This window comes from Cohnella sp. GCM10020058 (genome assembly GCF_042683485.1).
In the GTDB taxonomy this organism is placed as follows: Bacteria; Bacillota; Bacilli; order Paenibacillales; family Paenibacillaceae; genus Cohnella.
On record NZ_JBHUJV010000008.1, the window covers coordinates 318,862 to 336,468 of the forward strand.

Here is a 17,607-nt window from a genome sequence, read left to right on the forward strand (position 1 = left end):
GTTCGCCATCTGGCGGGCGGGCTGTTTGCATGAGCGGCATTAAGAATTAAGGGCGTTTTCCATTAACCGAATTAACTTTCGATAATCGTATTTTCTTGCGGGCTTCCCTTAAAATAGCGGCAGAAGCCGGACTGCGCGCCGGCAAGCGGGGAGGAATGCAAGGTGAGACGCAAGACGAGTTTGTTGATGTGCCTGGCGCTATTGTTCGGCCTTATTCCGTTCTATGGCAAGGGGGGAAGTGCCCATGCGGCTGCGCCGGAGGTAGCCCCGCAGTTGGTTGCGGGCTATTACCACACCGTCGGCCTGCTGACGGACGGAACGGTATGGGGCTGGGGCGGCAACGAATTCGGCGGCCTCGCGGACGGCACGCAGACGAATCGCGGTGCGCCCGTCGCCGCTTCCGGCATGAGCGGCGTCGCTTCGATCGCAGCCGGCGTGAGGCAGTCGTTCGCGGTCAAGCAGGACGGGACCGTATGGGCCTGGGGCTCCAACAATTACGGACAGCTGGGAGACGGCACGACAACGGATCGGCTGCAGCCCGTGCAGATCGCGATCGACGACGTGGCGTCGTTGTCCGGCGGGATCGGCTATCACACGCTCGCTTTGAAAAAGGACGGGACGGTGTGGGCTTGGGGGGACAACGAAAGCGGAGAGCTCGGCGACGGCACGCTTGCCAGCCGTTCCGTGCCTGGCGTCGTTCCGGGACTGTCGGATATCGCCGCGGTATCCGCGGGCGGTTATCATAGCATCGCCTTGAAGTCCGACGGCACGGTATGGGCTTGGGGGCTTAATACGGCAGGCGAGATGGGCAACGGTACCGAATCTGCGGCACAGAAGACGCCTGTGCAGGTGTCGGGGCTCGATCATGTGATTGCAATCTCCGCCGGCAACTATCACAATCTCGCGCTCAAGGAAAACGGAACGGTGTGGGCGTGGGGCGACAACGGGCAGGGGAGGCTCGGCGACGGTACGGCGACGAAGCGAATCTTGCCGGTGCAGGTGAAGGGTCTCAGCGGCGTAAAAGCGATTGCGGCAGGGGGCTTCCACAGCGTTGCGCTGAAGGAAGACGGCACGGTGTGGGGCTGGGGCCACAATAATTACGGACAGGTCGGCGACGGCACCAAGACGCAAAGAAACGCGCCCGTGCAGTTGAGCGGCCTATCCGATATCGTGCAGGTCTCGGCCGGCTCCTTCCACGCTACGGCGCTGCGCAAGGACGGTTCCGTCTGGAGCTGGGGCTACGGCGGCTATGGGCAGCTTGGCAACGGAAAAGGGACCGATTCGGCCGTCCCCGTCCAGGGCGGGTGGCTGGACGGCACGACGCCGGACGTTTCCCCCGGGACGATCTCCGCTTCGGGCGTCACGACGGACAGCGCTACGCTGACATGGTCCAAGGCGACCGACAATATGTCCGAGCAATCGAGTTTGCAATATCGCGTTTATCGCTCCTTCAAGAACAACATCCAGACGGTCGCGGACATCGAATCCAAAGGAATCGCCGTCAACGCCTTTACGGCCGATATCGACAGCCTGCAGTTGACAGGTCTGCTCGACGGCATGCCTTATTACTTCAACGTTATCGTCAAGGACAAGGCCGGCAAGAAAACCGCATATACGATGCAGCAAGTCGTTACGATCGCGATCCCTACTTATAGCGTCATCTATAGAGGAAACGGAAACACCGGCGGCAAGGTGCCGGTCGACGATTACTACTACTACGAAGGCGAGCAGGCCGAGATTTTGGGCAATTCCAGAGGGCTCGTCCGGGCCGGATACACGTTCGCGGACTGGAACACGGCTGGCGACGGGTCTGGCTCCGCGTATGCCGAGGACGATCTGGCGACGATCGGGCAGGAAGATCTGGTGCTGTACGCACAGTGGACGAAAAACCCGACGTACAAGGTTCTGTATGACGGCAACGGGGAAACAGGCGGAACTGGGCCGAGCGACAGCGAGGAGTACGAGGTTGGGGAAGCGGCGACCGTCTTGGGCAACGAGAGCGGCTTCGTAAAAAAAGGCTACACTTTTGCCGGTTGGAATACCCAAGCGGACGGCAGCGGTACGCCGTTTGCGGCGGGCGCAGCGCTGACGATGGCGGCAGCCGACGCGACGCTGTATGCGCAGTGGACGCTGAACCCGACGTATGGCATGACGTATGAAGCCGGCGGTGCCGATAGCGGCACCGTGCCGGTGGACGCGGGCGCGTACGAAGAGGACGCCGAGGTGACGGTACAGGGCAACACGGGCAGCTTGGCTAAAGCGGGTTACACTTTTGTCGGCTGGACCCTCTCGGATGACGGTGACGGCAAGGTGTACCAGGCCGGCGACAAGCTGGCAATGGGTACGTCCGATGTAACGCTGCACGCCAAGTGGACGAAAAAACCTACGTACAGCGTGACTTACGAGGCCGGCGGTGCCGATAGCGGCAGCGTGCCCTTGGATGCGGGCGCGTACCAAGAAGGCGCCGAAGTGACGGTGCAGGGTAATACGGGGAGCTTGTCTAAGTCCGGCTACATTTTTGCCGGCTGGACCCTCGCGGCCGACGGCAATGACACGCTTTACAAGGCCGGCGACAAGCTTGCTGTCGCTCAATCCAACATTCGTCTTTACGCAAAATGGGAGATTGAATCGGGAGGGAATTCAGGCTCAGATCCGGAGCCTGTGGCTGCTCCCAAATTAACGTCGCTAACGCTATCGACAGGCGCTTGGAGCACCGCCTTCTCTTCGAACACGACGGAATATACGATTACCTTGCCCGTTGACGTTGCCTCGCTCGACATAATGTCGGCAGCCGCCAACGAGCGTCAGTCCGTCGCAGCCAGTGTTTACGACACGGCAGGCGTGGAGACTGGAGGCCCGGTCGTACTCAGCGCCGAGTCCAAATCCATCGCGCTCGGCGTCTCTGCGGCCTTCTTGCAGATCGCAGTCATCGCAGAAGACGGCAAAGCATTGACGTATACGCTGCATATTCAAAGAGAAAAGGCATCGGACCCTGAAACGCCAACGGATCCGGAAGCGTCAACGCCTACGCCCGCTCCGAGCGTCACAAGCGAGTCCGCCGCACCGTCCTTCAAGCTAACGGTTGGAGGAGAGGCGAAGGCTTTACTTGGGAAGGCGACCATGAACAGGCGTGATCTTGAAGTACAACTGCTTTCATCGGCGCTAACCGCCGCCTTGGCGGCAGCTTCGGAAGGTACGATGATCGAGATTACGGCGCCTGACGATGCGTCGAGCCTCACTGTGGGTTTTGACGCTGCGGCAATGAACGCCTTGAAGGCGAAGCGGGCGTCGCTCGAGCTCGTGACAGCCCAAGGCCGCTATACGCTGCAGATTGCCGACCTTCAAGTCGAAGTCGCTGGCGGTGCTGCATTTCGCTTATCCGTAAGCCTAGGGGGAGAGGGGACGGCATTGCAGCTGTCACAGGCGGCATCGAAAGCCGGCTATACCGTCATCGGCTTGTCGGTGAGGTTTGAATTGTCTGTGGACGAAGCGGGCAGGACGACGGTCATCAATCGCTTCAAGTCTTTTGTAAAAAGAGAACTGCCGTTACCGGCGGGCACGGATCCGGCAGGCGTTACGGCCGTTGCGATAGAACCCGACGGCACGCTTCGGCCGGTCCCCACGGAGATCGTGGTCCGAGACGGACAACTCTACGCAGTCGTCCGCAGTCTGACGAATAGCGCATACGCGCTCGTCAGATCGAAGGCGCAGAACTTTACGGATCTAAGCGGGCATTGGGCTCGGGAAGCAATCGCCGACATGGCGGCCCGGCTAATCGTGAACGGCTACGCCGGCGGGGAATTCCGCCCGAACGCAGCCGTCAGCCGCGCGGAATTCGCATCAATGTTAATCCGTGCGCTGGGCCTGCCGCAAACGACAAGCGGAGCGGCCGCGTTCACGGATCTTCAGGCAGGCGCTTGGTACCGCGGCGCAGTCGAACAAGCTGCGGTATACAGCCTGCTGCTTGGCGGCAGCGACGGCCGATTCCGCCCGGGCGACACGATCACTCAAGAGGAAGCGTTCGCGGTGGTCATGCGCGCTGCAAAGCTCGCGGGCGTTAACGCTAGCGTGGCGGGGGATGCGGAGGGCATCCTGCTGGCATTTGCGGATGGCGCTGCTATTCATGACTGGGCGCAAGAAGATGTTGCTGGCGCCCTACGAGCGGGCCTAATCCAAGGGGCAGACGGCCGACTTGATCCGGCGGGCCCGGTGACCCGGGCGGAGACGGTAATCATGCTCAGACGCATGCTTGTGCAGGCGGGCTTGATCCAACAATAACAAGCATTCAAAGAGGGACGACCCGGGCGGACTGCTTGGCGAGTCCCTCTTTTCAATTGCGGTTTTAATAGTTGCCTGCATTTCCCGCCAATTTGGTACAATAAGAGACGGCCAAGCATGTGAAGAGTTGCCGGCAGTTCAAGGAGGCTTCGGGATGGAGCATACGGCGCAGGACGTCGCGACGTGGATGGTGAGCGAGATTCGCCATCGGGGGATGTTGAAGCAGGAGGAAGCGGTCGCTTATATCCGGGAGCAGTTCGGCGAGCGATTCGTGTTCGTGAACGAACGCGGCCATACAGGACTCGACCGCGAGGTGGTCAAGGCGTTCCGCAAGCTCCACGGGGGCCGTGTCGCTTGGGATCGCGATGGATTTTTCTGGGGATGGACCTGATGCGATCGCCGAGGGGCTCGAGAACGCGTCTACAATAAGAATTATGGACAAGGAGCGTGCAAGCATGCTTAGCTTCGAGCAAAAGCTGGCCATCGCCGACGAATACAAAGAGCTAATCCGCAAAGACGTATCGCTTGGGCGCGTGAATTACCAATTCGAAGGCAGCGCCTACGACAAGAAAAACGTCATTTATCACCTTCACCGCAGCGGCAACGGCTACGTTTATGCGGGGAGACTTGAAGGATACGAGACGGATGAAAAAGGCTTTGCGAACATCGCCGATTTCTCGGCGGAGCAGCTGCGGACGATTGTCGCGGCATCGATCGATTCCCTGAGAGGAGAAGCTGGCGGACAATCCGAGCCGGCGCTTGAAGAGATCTGGCGCAACGAAAAGCGGCAGACGCTGGAATTGAAGTACGATGAGGAAGATACGATGTGGTACGTCTACGCCGGCCTTAATTTGGACGGCGCCTTCGACTCCTACGACGAAGCCGCAGACTACTTGAGGGAAGAAGGGTTCGTCAAGGCTTGAGGCACGCTTCGCAGGAAGCGAAAGACCCCGAAAAGTCCTTTTTGTTTGCCATTCGGTCTTTTATGGGCTATGATGGATATAATGCATGTACGTGGAGAATCATATATCGTCAAGGTTTCATGGCAGTAAGCGAGGCCTTGTCGCGTATATGATTTTTTAGTTTTGACGGTTCGAGGCTGCTTGTGTTACGCCCAATACAAGGAACAAGGCTTAGCCTTGGAGAGGAGCGCTCCATGTACAACTCCCGCAAAAAACCGGTTGAAGAGGTACCTCTTGAGCCGACTACCGTATGGTCCTGTGCGAGCGACAGCTGCAACGGATGGATTCGCGAAAACTTTGCGTTTTCGGACGAACCGGCCTGCACGCTCTGCGGATCTCCAATGGAAAAGACCGAGCGCATGCTTCCCGCCCTCGTGAACACCAGTCTGTCCATGTCGAGTCGCAGCTAAAGCAGCCGGCTGAAATTACGGTGGGCGCTTGTGCTTCACGCCCGATGCCGTTTCTCATTTTGGGGAGCGGCATCTTTGTTTGAACAGGCTGCAAGTTCTTTTTGAGAAAAGTTCTGCAACCCTGTTTAGAAGCTTCCTGTTTTGGTTAACATGTAATCGAGCGACGCTTTACCCTGCCGTGGGTAGTGTAGCCGGCAAGGAAGAGCGTTTTCTTGTTCTGCCTTGCACAGACCATTTCTGCATTTGCGTTCCTGGACAAGATATGATAAGATGAATCTAATCTAAATCTTGACCTGAGTTCACATATTGTAGAGGGTTATTATTTTAGAAGATTTAATAACCTTGTACAATATGTGAATTTTATTTTCTACGCAAAATAAAGGTCATGTAGAAAAAACATTTTTTGGAGGTAATACCAAATGGCTCAACAAGGAACAGTTAAGTGGTTCAACGCAGAAAAAGGCTTCGGTTTCATCGAAGTTGAAGGCGGCAACGACGTATTCGTTCACTTCTCCGCAATCGTCGGCGAAGGCTTCAAGACGCTTGACGAAGGCCAACGCGTTGAATTCAACGTTGTTCAAGGCAACCGCGGTCCGCAAGCTGAAAACGTTGTAAAGCTGTAATCTAGAATTTTAAGCGGCGGCAACGCCCTTAAATAGCAAAGCCCGGCCAATGGCCGGGCTTTTGTGCGTCTATGAATTGCATTAGGTTTTCCTGGCTCATTCGTTCGGACGTTCAGGCTGCAGCCAGCAACGATGCACGTGCGATCGCATCCGCGATCTTCTGCTCCAATGCGTACTGATTCTGCTTGGCTGCGTTGATCTGGCCGGCCAGCTTAAGCAGGCCCGAGAGATCGCTTAGCGCATCTCGAGGCGCATTCTTTTTCGCAGACGCATTAAAGCTGCTCCATAAGTTCTTACCTGCCTGCTTCGCTGCCGATGCCGCTTTTTTCTCCGCTTGAATCCGCGTCTTTAGTCCATCGATAGATGCCAGAGGCTCCTTGGCTCGCTTGGACTTTACGGCTGCTGCGCTTTTAGCGAGCTTGAGCTTGTCTTGCTTGGCCCGGATATCGTCGCGTGCGAGTTGAACCGTAACCTTCATGATATCGGCTTGAAGCTTGAGCGCTGCGTTCAAATCTTTGTTTTTCAGTTTTCGTGCCGCTTCGATCCGTTTGTTGAGTGCGGTGTAGCCGTCGAATAACGGTTTGTACTTAGCCTGCGCAGCCTTGACCTGACCGTCCAATTTGGCGATCTCTGCCACGTCGATGTCTTTGATTCGTTGCTTGGCCGTCTTCAACTGCTGTTCGTTGCGTTCGTGCAGGGCGGCGGACGCTTCGTCCGTCTGATCGCCCTTGGCCTCCAGGGATCTAAGCGCATCGTATTGAGACACAATCTTGGTGCGCAGCTCCGGCTCTGCCGCTGCATTCATCTTGTCGTAAGCGGTCTTGGCAGCCGTTGAGAACGTGAACGAAGCTGCCTCCGATACGCCGGGCAACATAGCGAACCAAGCCAGTACCGCCGCCAACGCCAACTTACATCCCCATCGCATAACGAATTTCCTCCCCAAAAAGGTTGATTGGACAGCAAAAAAGCACTGGTAAGCAAGGCTATAGCCTTGACTCACGGGTGCTTCCCCTGTCGGATGATAGATATTCTGTTCGTTCAATATACACGGAAACGAAGGAGGAAGTCAATCCCTTGTCGGGAACATACATTCTTGTTCTGGCGGAGCGTCAGATTACTTTTGGATAAGTACCAGCGTTTTACTCGGAACCTCTTCGTACAGCCAGCGGACGTCTTTGTTGTGCATTCGGATACAGCCGGACGATACGTATTTGCCGATCGACTTTTCATTGTTCGTGCCGTGAATGCCGTATGCGTAGGAGACATTTCCGTTCTTTAGCGTTACCTTGAGGCCAAACCAGCGATCGCCCAACGGGTTCTTAGGATCGCCGCCCTTGATTTTTTCTTTGTAATAAGGGCGGTTTTTAATTTTCTCCTGAATGACGAAAAGGCCCTCGGGCGTGTACGAAGGCTTGGCCCCGGTAGCTACCGGGAAGGTTTTAACGAGCTTGCCTTCCTTGAAGTAAGCCAGCTTATTGAGCGACTTGTCGATGACGATGAAGTTTTCGTAGCCGCTGTACTTTGCATCCAGCTTGATCTGGCTGGCGGATGCTGCGGATGCGGTACCCAGCGGAATCAGACAGATCATGCAAACGAACAGACCGAGCAATGCCAAATAAGCTTTTTTCATTTGAGTCGCCTCCTTGCGCTGTTCCCAATGGATATGCGCGATAGGAGGCGAATATGGTTGGATGAGCTCAGCTTCTCCGCTTCAATTCGAAAAATTCGCAGTCTCGCCTATTGTGATAGGCCAGTTCGCTGACACTGGATTGAATGACCACTGTGTTGTCGTCGAAGCGAAGAATGACGCCGCCGCTGTCCGCGATATGGTCGTCCTTGAACACGCGCATGCGAAGCTGACGCTCCATCGCCTCTTGGAAATCTGCGTCCGAAATCAGCCTGCGGTTGATTGACATAGGTGTACCCCTTTCTTGGACCCGCTCTATCCATCATAATGCTGCAGAGGGCGCAAATCCAGGGTTATCCGCTCTTGATTCAGCGAACATACAGAAACCGTTCACGCGTTCTTCAGGAAAATATGGCATGATGGACGCCAAACGGACTGCGGGGACGTGAGGGTTTATGGTCGTGAAAAGCGTTGAGGCAAGGCGGGGCCGCATCGGCTGGTATGCGGCGGGTCTTGTGCTGGCAGGCATTGTCCTGCGCATCGTGCTGGCGGATCGATACGGCGGCTTCCTCTCGGATCAGCGGCTGTTCGTGCAATGGGGGGAGGCTGTCGTCCGCGACGGACTGGCAGGGGCGTATCTCGGGAACGGGAATATCAATTACCCGCCTTTGTTCCTCTTCCTGTTGGGTGGTTATACGCGACTGATTGAATGGTTCGGTCAAGCACCGGAGCCGGGAACGTTGTCGTTTAAAATGGTGCTCGTTGCCATCGATTCGGCATCGATGGTTTTCGTCGCCATATGGGTGCGCAAACGAGCGGACGTTTACCTGGGGTTGGGCGTATTGGCGCTCATTGCGCTGAATCCGGCATTAATCGCCGACGGCGCCGTATGGGGACAAGCGGACATGCTCCATGCGATGCTGATGGCGGCAGCTGTGATACTCGTAGCCAGTCGGCCAGGGGTTAGCGGTCTTTGCTTTGCCTTGGCTTTGTTAACCAAATTCCAGGCCGTGACGGTGCTGCCTGTTCTGGGCATGTATCTGCTGGTTGCTGCGATTCGTTGGAAAAAGTTTCGCGCGGCGGCGATGTGGCTCGTCGGCTGCTGCCTGCCGCTGCTGGTCGCGCTCATATACTTTAGTGCGCATGGGGCGCTAGGTACGATGATGACGCAAGCATACGGGGATGCGGTCGGGTCCTTTACGGGGGTAACCGTTAATGCCATGAATATTTGGTCAGGTATAATTGGCGTCGGACCCGATGTCCAGGATACGACCGCTTTTGTCGGCGGGATCACTTACCGCGCAGCAGGCCTGGCGTTGTTTGCAGCGGCGGTCTTACTCTTGTGTGCATACACCGTGCCGGCGCTTGCGGCGATACGACGTCGGCACGAGGTGGAGGCGGTTCTGCTTCGTGCGGGGGCAGCGGTTAATTTTGCTTTTTTCATGCTGCCGACCGAGATCCATGAACGCTACGGCATACCGGCATTGGTCTTCATGCTGCTGGTCGTGCTGCACGACCGCCGATGGGCTGCAGGAGCGGTCGGGCTCACGATCACGACGTTGATCAATTTACTTGTCGTCATGCGGCACGGAGGCGGCGGGTTTGGTCAAGGCGGTGTGGGAGGCAGGTTTGGCGGCGGCCGGGGTGGATTCGGAGGCGGCGGTGCGGGATTCGGCGCCGGCGGTATCCCTGGCCGGGGCGGGCAACCCCGAGGCGATGGCTCGGGTGCTTTCGGTTTTTCGCGAGAACCGAGCAACGTGCTCACCGCTTCTCATTTATGGGTTGCCGCGGGCAACGCGTTGTTGCTCGCTTGGATGTTTTGGCTGCTGTGGCTGGATTTACGGCGCCGAATCCGGCGTTGAACTGCCGTATTCAGGTCAAGGCTGGGCCTTTTCGTGGAGAATCTTGCCCCACGCAAGGGCTTTTTGCCGTATTTGAACGATATCCCCTTTGCTCAGGTTGGATGGTGGAGGTGTCTTGACGACGTTTGAACGATATCCCCGTCGCTCAGGTCCGCTGACGAGTAGTCGTGGGCTCATTTGAATGATATCCCTTCGCTCAGGTTCTGTTAACGAGGAGCATCCCGGATCAAAGTTCCTGCGATCCCATCGAGGCTGCTTCGTGCCTGTGGCCCGCCTGATTGAAGGGGATACCGTTAAAACGATGGAAAGCGCGGTTTGCACCCGAGCCTCACGCTCGGAAATAAGCGCATCAGCATCCCTGACCTGCTCGAAGGGGATACCGTTAAAATGCGCATAAGCGGCGTCTTATGGCGATGCTTGTCATGCGCCGCGATACGATGATGGTGCCGTCATCGTCTCGAAGAGCCGTATCCTGATTCGGACGGGGATCAACGAAATGATGGTCGCACCGCTCACGCGGTTCATCCGGACGCCCGCGATGGGGATCATCATGATGGTCACGTCGTGGTTTTTCCGGCTATCGCCCGGCGTTGCGCTGATCGGCGCGGTGCTGCTGCCGGTTGCCGTACGGTTGGGGCTCCCGGCGCTCGGGGCCGCGATGGCGATGAACTTGTTTGGACACGGCATCGCGCTGTCCGGAGACTATATTATTCAGGGGGCGCCGAAGTTGACGGCGGATGCGGCCGGTCTGCCGGTGGCGCAGGTCATGGAGGCAAGCATACCGCTCGTCGCGGTGATGGGGATCGTCACGACGGCGACGGCGTTCCGTGCCGCTCTGCATCTGGTTCCACTGGAGGATCACCTCATCGTGTTGCTCGTCATTCTGCTCGCCTATCCGCTGTCGATGTCGGGGGAGAAGCTGCGTGCCAGAACTTCCGCTGCAAAGCTACCTGCAGACGATCGTCGTCAAGTTCGAATTCCAGACGATGTCGGCTGGATCAAGCTTGGCAGCGTAAAGGGATAGGCGAGAACGTTCTAGGCGCAAAACTTGATACGACCGTTAAAGGGAGAGGCTGTCCTTTGTGGCAGCCTCTTTATTTATGGCCGGGAAGGGCGGCGGGAATGAGAAAGGGTCATTGTGCAACTTGTTGCACGTAAAGATGAATTCCGGCATCCTTCGTATAGCGCTTACATTTGGCGTTGACAGTCTTTTCCGCCTGATGATATGCTATTTCCATGATAAGTCATGCAAACGTTTGCGCAACAATGGCGGCATACATCGCATAAACGGAGGATCTTCGCCTTTGTCTTGCGTTGGGTCTGCGGACAAATTCAAAACTTGGCACAGGAGGGATCGTTAAGATCATGTCAAAGGCATGGAACCGCATTCGCAGGCAGGTCGCACTCATTATCGCAGCATTGTTGGCGTTACAGCTGTTCTCAGGGATCGGCGCAGGCAACCTTGCAAGCGCTGCCATTACGGCGGACGCATTTGCGGATCAGCCGGGGGGAGAGAGCCAATGGGTCGTAGCGGGCTCGTTCACCGACTGGAACGAGAAGCCTGCGACCTCCGCAGGCAAAATGAAGCACCTTGTCGGCGGATTTTATGCTTTTTCGACGGTGCTGCCTGCAGGGACGCACGAATTCAAGCTGACCCAGAATGGAACCTGGGACGGCTTCAGCAACGGAGGCAACAACTTTTCGTTGACGCTTGGCGAGGAGACGAAGGTGAACTTCTACGTCAATGAAGAGATCGGCCAGGCGCGCGTTACGGCACCCGGCGTCTCGGGGCTGCCGCAGTATGCGGCTTCGCTCGGAGACGACAAATGGCCGCGGCTCGTCGGCAGTCTGCAGACCGCGCTCGGCGAAACGGCAGATTGGTCGCCGTCGACATCGGCGCTGCGCTTCGTCGATTATAATTTCGACGGCAGCGTGTACAAGTACCAGGCAACCATCCCGCAAGGACGGTACGAGGCGAAGGTCGCGTTCGGGCCGAGCTGGGACGAGAGCTACGGAGATGGCGGAGGCAATCTGGCGCTGGATATTCCGGACGAAGCCTATACGATTTTCACCATCGACTACAAGGGCCAGAACAGGCAGCTCGGCGCGAAAAGCGTGCTCCAAAGCGGCGGCTTCGACGGCAAGGTCGACAAATCGGGCATCCGGTTCGACAGCCGTTCTCTGACATTCAAGAAGCCGTTCGGCGCCATCAAGGAGGGAACGGAGGATCTGACGCTTCGCGTCGCAGCCTCCAAGGACGATGTACAGCTCGCGCGGGTGGAGCTGACGGACGGCGAAGGAATGGCCAGAACTTTTGACATGCGCAAAACGACCTCGGTATCCGGCAGCGACTACTTCGAGGCCGTGATTCCGGCCCGCACGTTCACGCCGATCGGCGTATGGGGCTACAAGTTCATCCTGATCGACGGGGCGGCGAAGGTCGAATTGGGAGACGACAAAAACGGGAACATCGCGCGCGGCGGCAGCGGCGTCGTGTCGGACGAAGGCGCAGTGCCGTTCGACCTGACCGTGTACAGCGCGGACTATCATACGCCGGACTGGATGAAGGAAGCGGTCGTCTATCAAATTTTCCCGGACCGGTTCTTCGACGGGGACGAGACCAACAACCGCGCGAAGGTTGTGGACGGCTATCGCGGCAACCGGTCCGAATCGGACGATACGAACGCTATCGAGCCGTACAAGCTGCAGTACTTTGACGGTGGCGTCGCCAATGAGCCCGCCCCGGGACAGGTCGCTGGCGACTGGCGCGACGTGCCGGAAAATCCGGACCGCGTCAAGCCGGAGAATCAGCCTTATTATCCGGGCGCGAAGACGGACGGCGTCTGGACGAACGAGTTTTACGGCGGAGACCTGCAAGGCGTGCAGCAAAAGCTCGGTTATCTCAAGTCAATCGGCGTCAACACGATCTACTTTAATCCGATCGCGTGGGCAGCTTCCAACCACAAGTACGATGCGACGGACTACAAGCATCTCGATCCGATGTTCGGCGAGCCGGTATACAATACGCCGGGCGACCCGACGTCCGGCCTGAACTACGAAGCGACGCGCGTCGCCTCGGACAAGGTCTTCATCGACTTTGCCAAGGCGGCGAAGGCGCAGGGCATCCGGATCATCGGCGACGGCGTGTTTAATCACGTGGGCGACGACTCCGTCTATTTCGACCGCTACGAGAAGTATCCGGAGATCGGCGCGTACGAGTACTGGGCCAGAGTATACGACATTGCGAACGCCGCGCCGGGCAAGACGCTGGATCAGGCGAAGAGCGAAGCGCAGGCGTATTATACGAGCCAAAAGAATCCGAAGACGGGCAAGAACTACAAGTACCCGGAAGACTTCGCGTACACGACCTGGTTTACGATCGAGAACGAAAAGGTTCCGGATCGAGACGGCACGAACACCCACTACAAGTACGACGCATGGTGGGGCTACGATTCGCTGCCGGCTATGGACGCCGTGACGCCGCAAGCGGGCGATGCAGATGCAATCGGCGGACCGCAGGAGGCGCACGAATGGAACAATATCGCCTATCGCGATGAGGTTATCGGCCATGACCTCGCGGGCAAGAACGAGGCGGACGCGGAGGCGGCTATGCAAAACGTCGTTTCCCAGCGCTGGGTGTGGATGGGGACGAGCGGTTGGCGGCTCGACGTGGCGCCGGACGTGTCCGCAGGCACGTGGAAGAAGTTCAGGGAGGCGGTCAAATCCACGGCCGGCTTGAAGGACGCGAGCGGCGATACGATCGACGAGCCGATCATCCTCGGCGAGGAATGGAACGTCGCGACGCCGTATCTGTTGGGCGACCAGTTCGACTCGGTTATGAACTATCGCTTCCGCGGCGCGCTCCAGACGTTCATGATCGGCGGGGACGCCAAGGCGTTTAACGAGACGCTCGAGTCGATCCGCGAGGACTACCCGAAGGAAGCCTGGCAGGTCATGCTGAACCTGATGGATTCCCACGATACGACCCGCTCGATCACGAAGCTCGACTTCCCTTCCTACGAGGAAGAGCATCTGATCATCGCGCCGGAGGCGTCCGACAAGGCGCTGAAGCAGCAGGCGCTCGTCGCGCTGTTCCAGCTGGGCTATCCCGGCGCGCCGACGATCTATTATGGCGACGAAGTGGGCTTGACCGGCACCAAGGACCCGGATTCGAGACGGACGTTCCCGTGGGAGCGCGTGAAAGAAAGCGAGGGCACGTACACGGGCACAGGCCGCTATTCGGATTTGTTCGGCACGTATCAGCAAGCGGCAGCCGTTCGCCACGCCAACGACGTATTCAGCACGGGCGACCTGAAGACGGCCTACGCGGACGGCGACGTCATCGCTTATGCGCGCAAGACGGCTTCCAAGGGCGGCTTGACGGCGATCAACCGCGCCGACACGGCACGCGAGTTCGAAGCGGACGTCACCGGCTTCCTGCCGGACGGACTTAAGCTGAAGGATGAGCTGGGCGGCGCGATCGAAGCGACGGTGCAAAGCGGCAAGCTCAGACTGACGCTGCCGGCGCAGTCCGGCGTCATGATGGTATCGACAGGCGATCTGGGCACGGTCGCCGAGGTTCAGGGCGTGACCGCCGCCGCCGGCAACGGCAAGGTTGATCTCAGCTGGCAGGCGGTTCCGGGCGCGGCAGGATATCGCGTATATCGCGCGCTCATCGAGGGCGGTGCGCTGACGCGGGTCGGTGAGGTTGAGGCAGGCACGCTTGCTTTTGCGGACAGGACCGGTATCGTAAACGCGACTAAGTATTATTACGCAGTTACCGCCTATGCCGGCCAGTCGGAGAGCCTGATCGGCACCATGGTATCCGCGACGCCTTTTTATCCGATCCAATCGGTATCTGTGCCGTCCTCGGTGGCGGGCGTCGTCTATGCGGGCGTCGGCAAAAAAATCGAAGGCATCACAGTCGAGGTGACGGTACCGGGGCTTACGGACAATGGAGCCTATACGGGCAAGGCGGCGCCGAATCTGCCGGGCAAGCTGTTTTATTATCCGGAAAACGGAGGCTCGGCGGACGCCATCGGCGTGCCGTTAAAGTACAAGGAGGATGCGGGGGCAGCCAAGGTATACCGTGCATCTTTCGAGCCGACCGCGGCGGGCCTATATCGCTATTACGCGGCTTTTTCGTCGGATAACGAAGAGACCTGGACGCTCTCCGGCGAGAATGAAGTGAATGTCCTCCAGTCGGACGACGATCTGGAGGCGCCGGACGCGCCGGCGCTGGGCGGGCTGCTCCAGGAGTCCGGGCGCGCGAGTCTGGCTTGGACGTCGGACGACGGATCGGTTGCGGGCTTCGAGATTTATCGCCAGTCCGTGACCGACGCCGTGTACCGCAAGATCGCGACGGTGGCGAAGGAAGCGCGCACGTATACCGACTTCACCGTTAACAACGATATGACCTACACCTACAGGGTCGCTGCCTACGACCAAGCTTACAATCGTGCATACTCGGCGCCGCAGACCGTGACGCCAAGGCTCGTCATGATCGATGTGACGCTGCGGCTGCATCTGCCGGACTATACTCCGACGACGGACGACATCACGATCGCCGGCGATTTCAACGGCTGGAACGTATCGTCGACCAAGCTGCTCGTGCCGAGCGGCGCTACGACGCGGGAGGTCGTGGAGTATTCCTTCAAGATGATGGCAGGCAAAGCAATCCAGTACAAGTATGCCCGCGGCGATTGGAACAAGGAGGCGTTCACGAGCCACAGCCGGCTGCAGAACGATACGACCGATCCGGGCAACTGGGCATACAGCTCGACCGATACCAACATGCAGCTCAAGATCGCGAATCAGGGCGGCAACAAAATGATCGTCGACGACTACGTGCTGCGTTGGGTCGATATGCCGGTAGCGATCTATCAGCCGCGCAAGTCCTACGGCGAAGACATCGCCTACTCGACGACGGACGCCAGCTTCGCGCTGCGCGCGGCCGTGCCTTACGGCGTGGCGTTTACAATCAACGGCAAGCCGATTTCGGAGGGCGCGATGGACGCTTACGGCAATGTCCTGGTGAACGATATCCCGCTCGCACAGGGCAAGAACGTCTTCACGCTCCACATCGAGCCGACGGCCGAGACGCTGAACCTGCCGTTCTATACGGACAAGGGCAGAGCCTCGCAGGCGACGAAGACCATCAAGCTCGAGATTACGCGTACAGGGGGCGGCACGGAATCGCCATCGCCCGAGCCTTCAACATCTCCGTCTCCTGAGCCGACACCCGTGAACAATGGGCCGACGCCAACGCCGGCGCCGACTTCCGCGCCTGCGGAGCTGCGGATCGCGGCCGACAAGCTTGTGCCGGATGCCGGAGGCGTTGTGAAGCTCGAGATTCCGGCAGGCGCGACGCGCATTCTGCTCCCGGCCAGCGCCGGCGAGCTGCTGAAGTCGGGCGTTCTGACGCTTGTAAAGGAAGGTCTGTCGTTGTCAGTACCGGCCGGATTGCTGTCGCAAGCGGCCGGCTCAGGCGACAAGGCGGCGCAGCTGGCGCTCGACATCGCGCCGCTGGGCGCTTCGCAAGCCGACGCGCTGATCGCGAAGGCGGAGCGGGAGGGACGTCATGTTCGAATCGTCGGCGAGGTATATAATTTTGCCCTCTCCGTCATCGGAGAGGACGGGAAGAGCCGTGTCGTGCACGAGCTCTCGCCACCGGTGAAGCTATCGATCCGTGCAGACGCGAATGCGGACCGCGCCGTAGCGGGCTTGTATTATGTCGATGACGACGGCAAGCTGGAATACGTACGCGGGACGTGGTCCGACGACGACGTGCTGACGGCATACGTCACGCATTTCAGCAAGTACGCGTTGCTGCAGATCGACGCGGCATTCGCGGACGTCCCGACGGGGCACTGGGCTTGGACGGCCGTCAGGTCGCTCGCGGCGAAGCAGATCGTGAACGGCACGGACGCATCGCGCTACGAACCGGCGAGAGGCGTCACGCGCGCCGAGTTTGCCGCGATGCTGAGCCGTGCGCTCGGACTCGCCGCGCCGCAGCAGAAGGCGCCGTTCGCCGATGTCGCATCGGGCGCCTGGTATGAAGACGCCGTATCGGCGGCAGCCGAAGCCGGCATCGTGAGCGGCCGGAGCGCGAGCGCGTTCGCGCCGAACGAAGGCATTACGCGAGAGGAGATGGCCGTCATGCTCATGCGAGCCTATGACTATGCAGACGATGCCGGCGCGGATCGGGTGTCCGCTGCAGCCGCGGAACCGTTCGCGGACGCATCCGGCTTCAGCGCCTGGGCCAGCGAGGCGATCGGCCGCGCAGCCGGACTGGGCCTGCTGTCCGGCCGCGATGGCCACGTCTTCGCCGCGAAGTCGGGCCTGACCCGCGCCGAGAGCGCGCAAGCGCTCTTCAGACTGCTCGGCCTGTAAGTGAGATTTTGAATGCAAGCCCTATGCGTGCCGGGAGACGTCCCGATGCGCATAGGGCTTTTTTCCGGTTTGAACGATATCCCCTTCCCTCAGGAATGTGGAGCAATACGATGGTGGGGCTCTCTTTTCATGCGTCCCTGACTCAAGGGGATATCGTTCAAATGCGGCACACTGAGGGTTGGCAGCGGAGGATGGAGGCGGATTCGCGAAGGGGCGAGGACGGCAAAGTATGCACGTAGATCGACAGTCGGCGGGGAGCGGGGGGATTGGGTGGAAAAGTATGCACGTAGATCAACAGTCGGCATGGAGCGCGGGGATTGGACGGCAAAGTGTGCACGTAGATCAACAGTCGGCGAGGAGCGGGGGATCGGGCGGAAAAGTGTGCACTTAGATCAACAGTCGGGAGTGCACGGCGCGATAGAGCGGCAAAGTGTGCACGTAGATCAATAGTCG

The 17,607-nt window shown here is 58.7% G+C and carries 10 protein-coding genes and 1 pseudogene; 8 read left to right on the forward strand and 3 right to left on the reverse strand.

Features of this window, described 5'->3' with window-relative positions; genetic code table 11:
* Positions 1-162: 162 nt before the first annotated feature.
* The 5 genes from ACFSR7_RS13835 (at position 163) to ACFSR7_RS13855 (ending at position 6,273) form a co-directional block, all read left to right on the forward strand.
* Entirely contained in the window at positions 163-4,278 is a 4,116-nt protein-coding gene (locus tag ACFSR7_RS13835) for an RCC1 domain-containing protein (protein WP_378162422.1), read from the forward strand.
* Positions 4,279-4,432: 154 nt separating this feature from the next.
* A complete protein-coding gene (locus ACFSR7_RS13840) occupies positions 4,433-4,669 on the forward strand; it encodes a DUF6953 family protein (protein ID WP_378162424.1) in 237 nt (78 codons plus the stop codon).
* A 64-nt stretch (positions 4,670-4,733) separates the two neighbouring features.
* A complete protein-coding gene (locus tag ACFSR7_RS13845) occupies positions 4,734-5,201 on the forward strand; it encodes a hypothetical protein (protein WP_378162425.1) in 468 nt (155 codons plus the stop codon).
* Between the two features lie 233 nt (positions 5,202-5,434).
* A complete protein-coding gene (locus ACFSR7_RS13850) occupies positions 5,435-5,650 on the forward strand; it encodes a cold-shock protein (RefSeq protein ID WP_378118876.1) in 216 nt (71 codons plus the stop codon).
* Positions 5,651-6,069: 419 nt separating this feature from the next.
* A complete protein-coding gene (locus tag ACFSR7_RS13855) occupies positions 6,070-6,273 on the forward strand; it encodes a cold-shock protein (RefSeq protein WP_090118053.1) in 204 nt (67 codons plus the stop codon).
* Positions 6,274-6,385: 112 nt separating this feature from the next.
* On the opposite strand, the gene ACFSR7_RS13860 is transcribed toward ACFSR7_RS13855, so the two are convergent.
* The 3 genes from ACFSR7_RS13860 to ACFSR7_RS13870 form a co-directional block, all read right to left on the reverse strand.
* Positions 6,386-7,198 (reverse strand): hypothetical protein, encoded by an 813-nt coding sequence (locus ACFSR7_RS13860; RefSeq protein ID WP_378162427.1) that lies wholly within the window; start codon positions 7,196-7,198, stop codon positions 6,386-6,388.
* 189 nt (positions 7,199-7,387) lie between these two features.
* Positions 7,388-7,903, reverse strand: a complete 516-nt coding sequence (locus ACFSR7_RS13865; protein ID WP_378162429.1) for a L,D-transpeptidase — start codon at positions 7,901-7,903, stop codon at positions 7,388-7,390.
* A 67-nt stretch (positions 7,904-7,970) separates the two neighbouring features.
* Entirely contained in the window at positions 7,971-8,189 is a 219-nt protein-coding gene (locus ACFSR7_RS13870; RefSeq protein WP_378162430.1) for a hypothetical protein, read from the reverse strand.
* 172 nt (positions 8,190-8,361) lie between these two features.
* On the opposite strand from ACFSR7_RS13870, the gene ACFSR7_RS13875 reads away from it, so the two are divergent.
* The 3 genes and pseudogenes from ACFSR7_RS13875 (at position 8,362) to ACFSR7_RS13885 (ending at position 17,154) form a co-directional block, all read left to right on the forward strand.
* Positions 8,362-9,762, forward strand: coding sequence for a hypothetical protein (locus ACFSR7_RS13875; protein ID WP_378162432.1), 1,401 nt, complete (start codon positions 8,362-8,364; stop codon positions 9,760-9,762).
* Between the two features lie 445 nt (positions 9,763-10,207).
* Positions 10,208-10,588: pseudogene (locus ACFSR7_RS13880) on the forward strand (hypothetical protein); the annotation flags it as partial.
* 539 nt (positions 10,589-11,127) lie between these two features.
* A complete protein-coding gene (locus ACFSR7_RS13885; RefSeq protein ID WP_378162434.1) occupies positions 11,128-17,154 on the forward strand; it encodes an alpha-amylase family glycosyl hydrolase in 6,027 nt (2,008 codons plus the stop codon).
* Positions 17,155-17,607 lie beyond the last annotated feature (453 nt).

What these genes read in the sequence shown, in the direction of transcription:
- ACFSR7_RS13850 (WP_378118876.1), top strand. Translation starts at nt 5,435, where the DNA reads ATGTACAACTCCCGCAAAAAACCGGTTGAAGAGGTACCTCTTGAGCCG.
- ACFSR7_RS13860 (WP_378162427.1), bottom strand. Translation starts at nt 7,198, where the DNA reads ATGCGATGGGGATGTAAGTTGGCGTTGGCGGCGGTACTGGCTTGGTTC.
- ACFSR7_RS13885 (WP_378162434.1), top strand. Translation starts at nt 11,128, where the DNA reads ATGTCAAAGGCATGGAACCGCATTCGCAGGCAGGTCGCACTCATTATC.
- ACFSR7_RS13855 (WP_090118053.1), top strand. Translation starts at nt 6,070, where the DNA reads ATGGCTCAACAAGGAACAGTTAAGTGGTTCAACGCAGAAAAAGGCTTC.
- ACFSR7_RS13870 (WP_378162430.1), bottom strand. Translation starts at nt 8,189, where the DNA reads ATGTCAATCAACCGCAGGCTGATTTCGGACGCAGATTTCCAAGAGGCG.
- ACFSR7_RS13865 (WP_378162429.1), bottom strand. Translation starts at nt 7,903, where the DNA reads ATGAAAAAAGCTTATTTGGCATTGCTCGGTCTGTTCGTTTGCATGATC.
- ACFSR7_RS13840 (WP_378162424.1), top strand. Translation starts at nt 4,433, where the DNA reads ATGGAGCATACGGCGCAGGACGTCGCGACGTGGATGGTGAGCGAGATT.
- ACFSR7_RS13845 (WP_378162425.1), top strand. Translation starts at nt 4,734, where the DNA reads ATGCTTAGCTTCGAGCAAAAGCTGGCCATCGCCGACGAATACAAAGAG.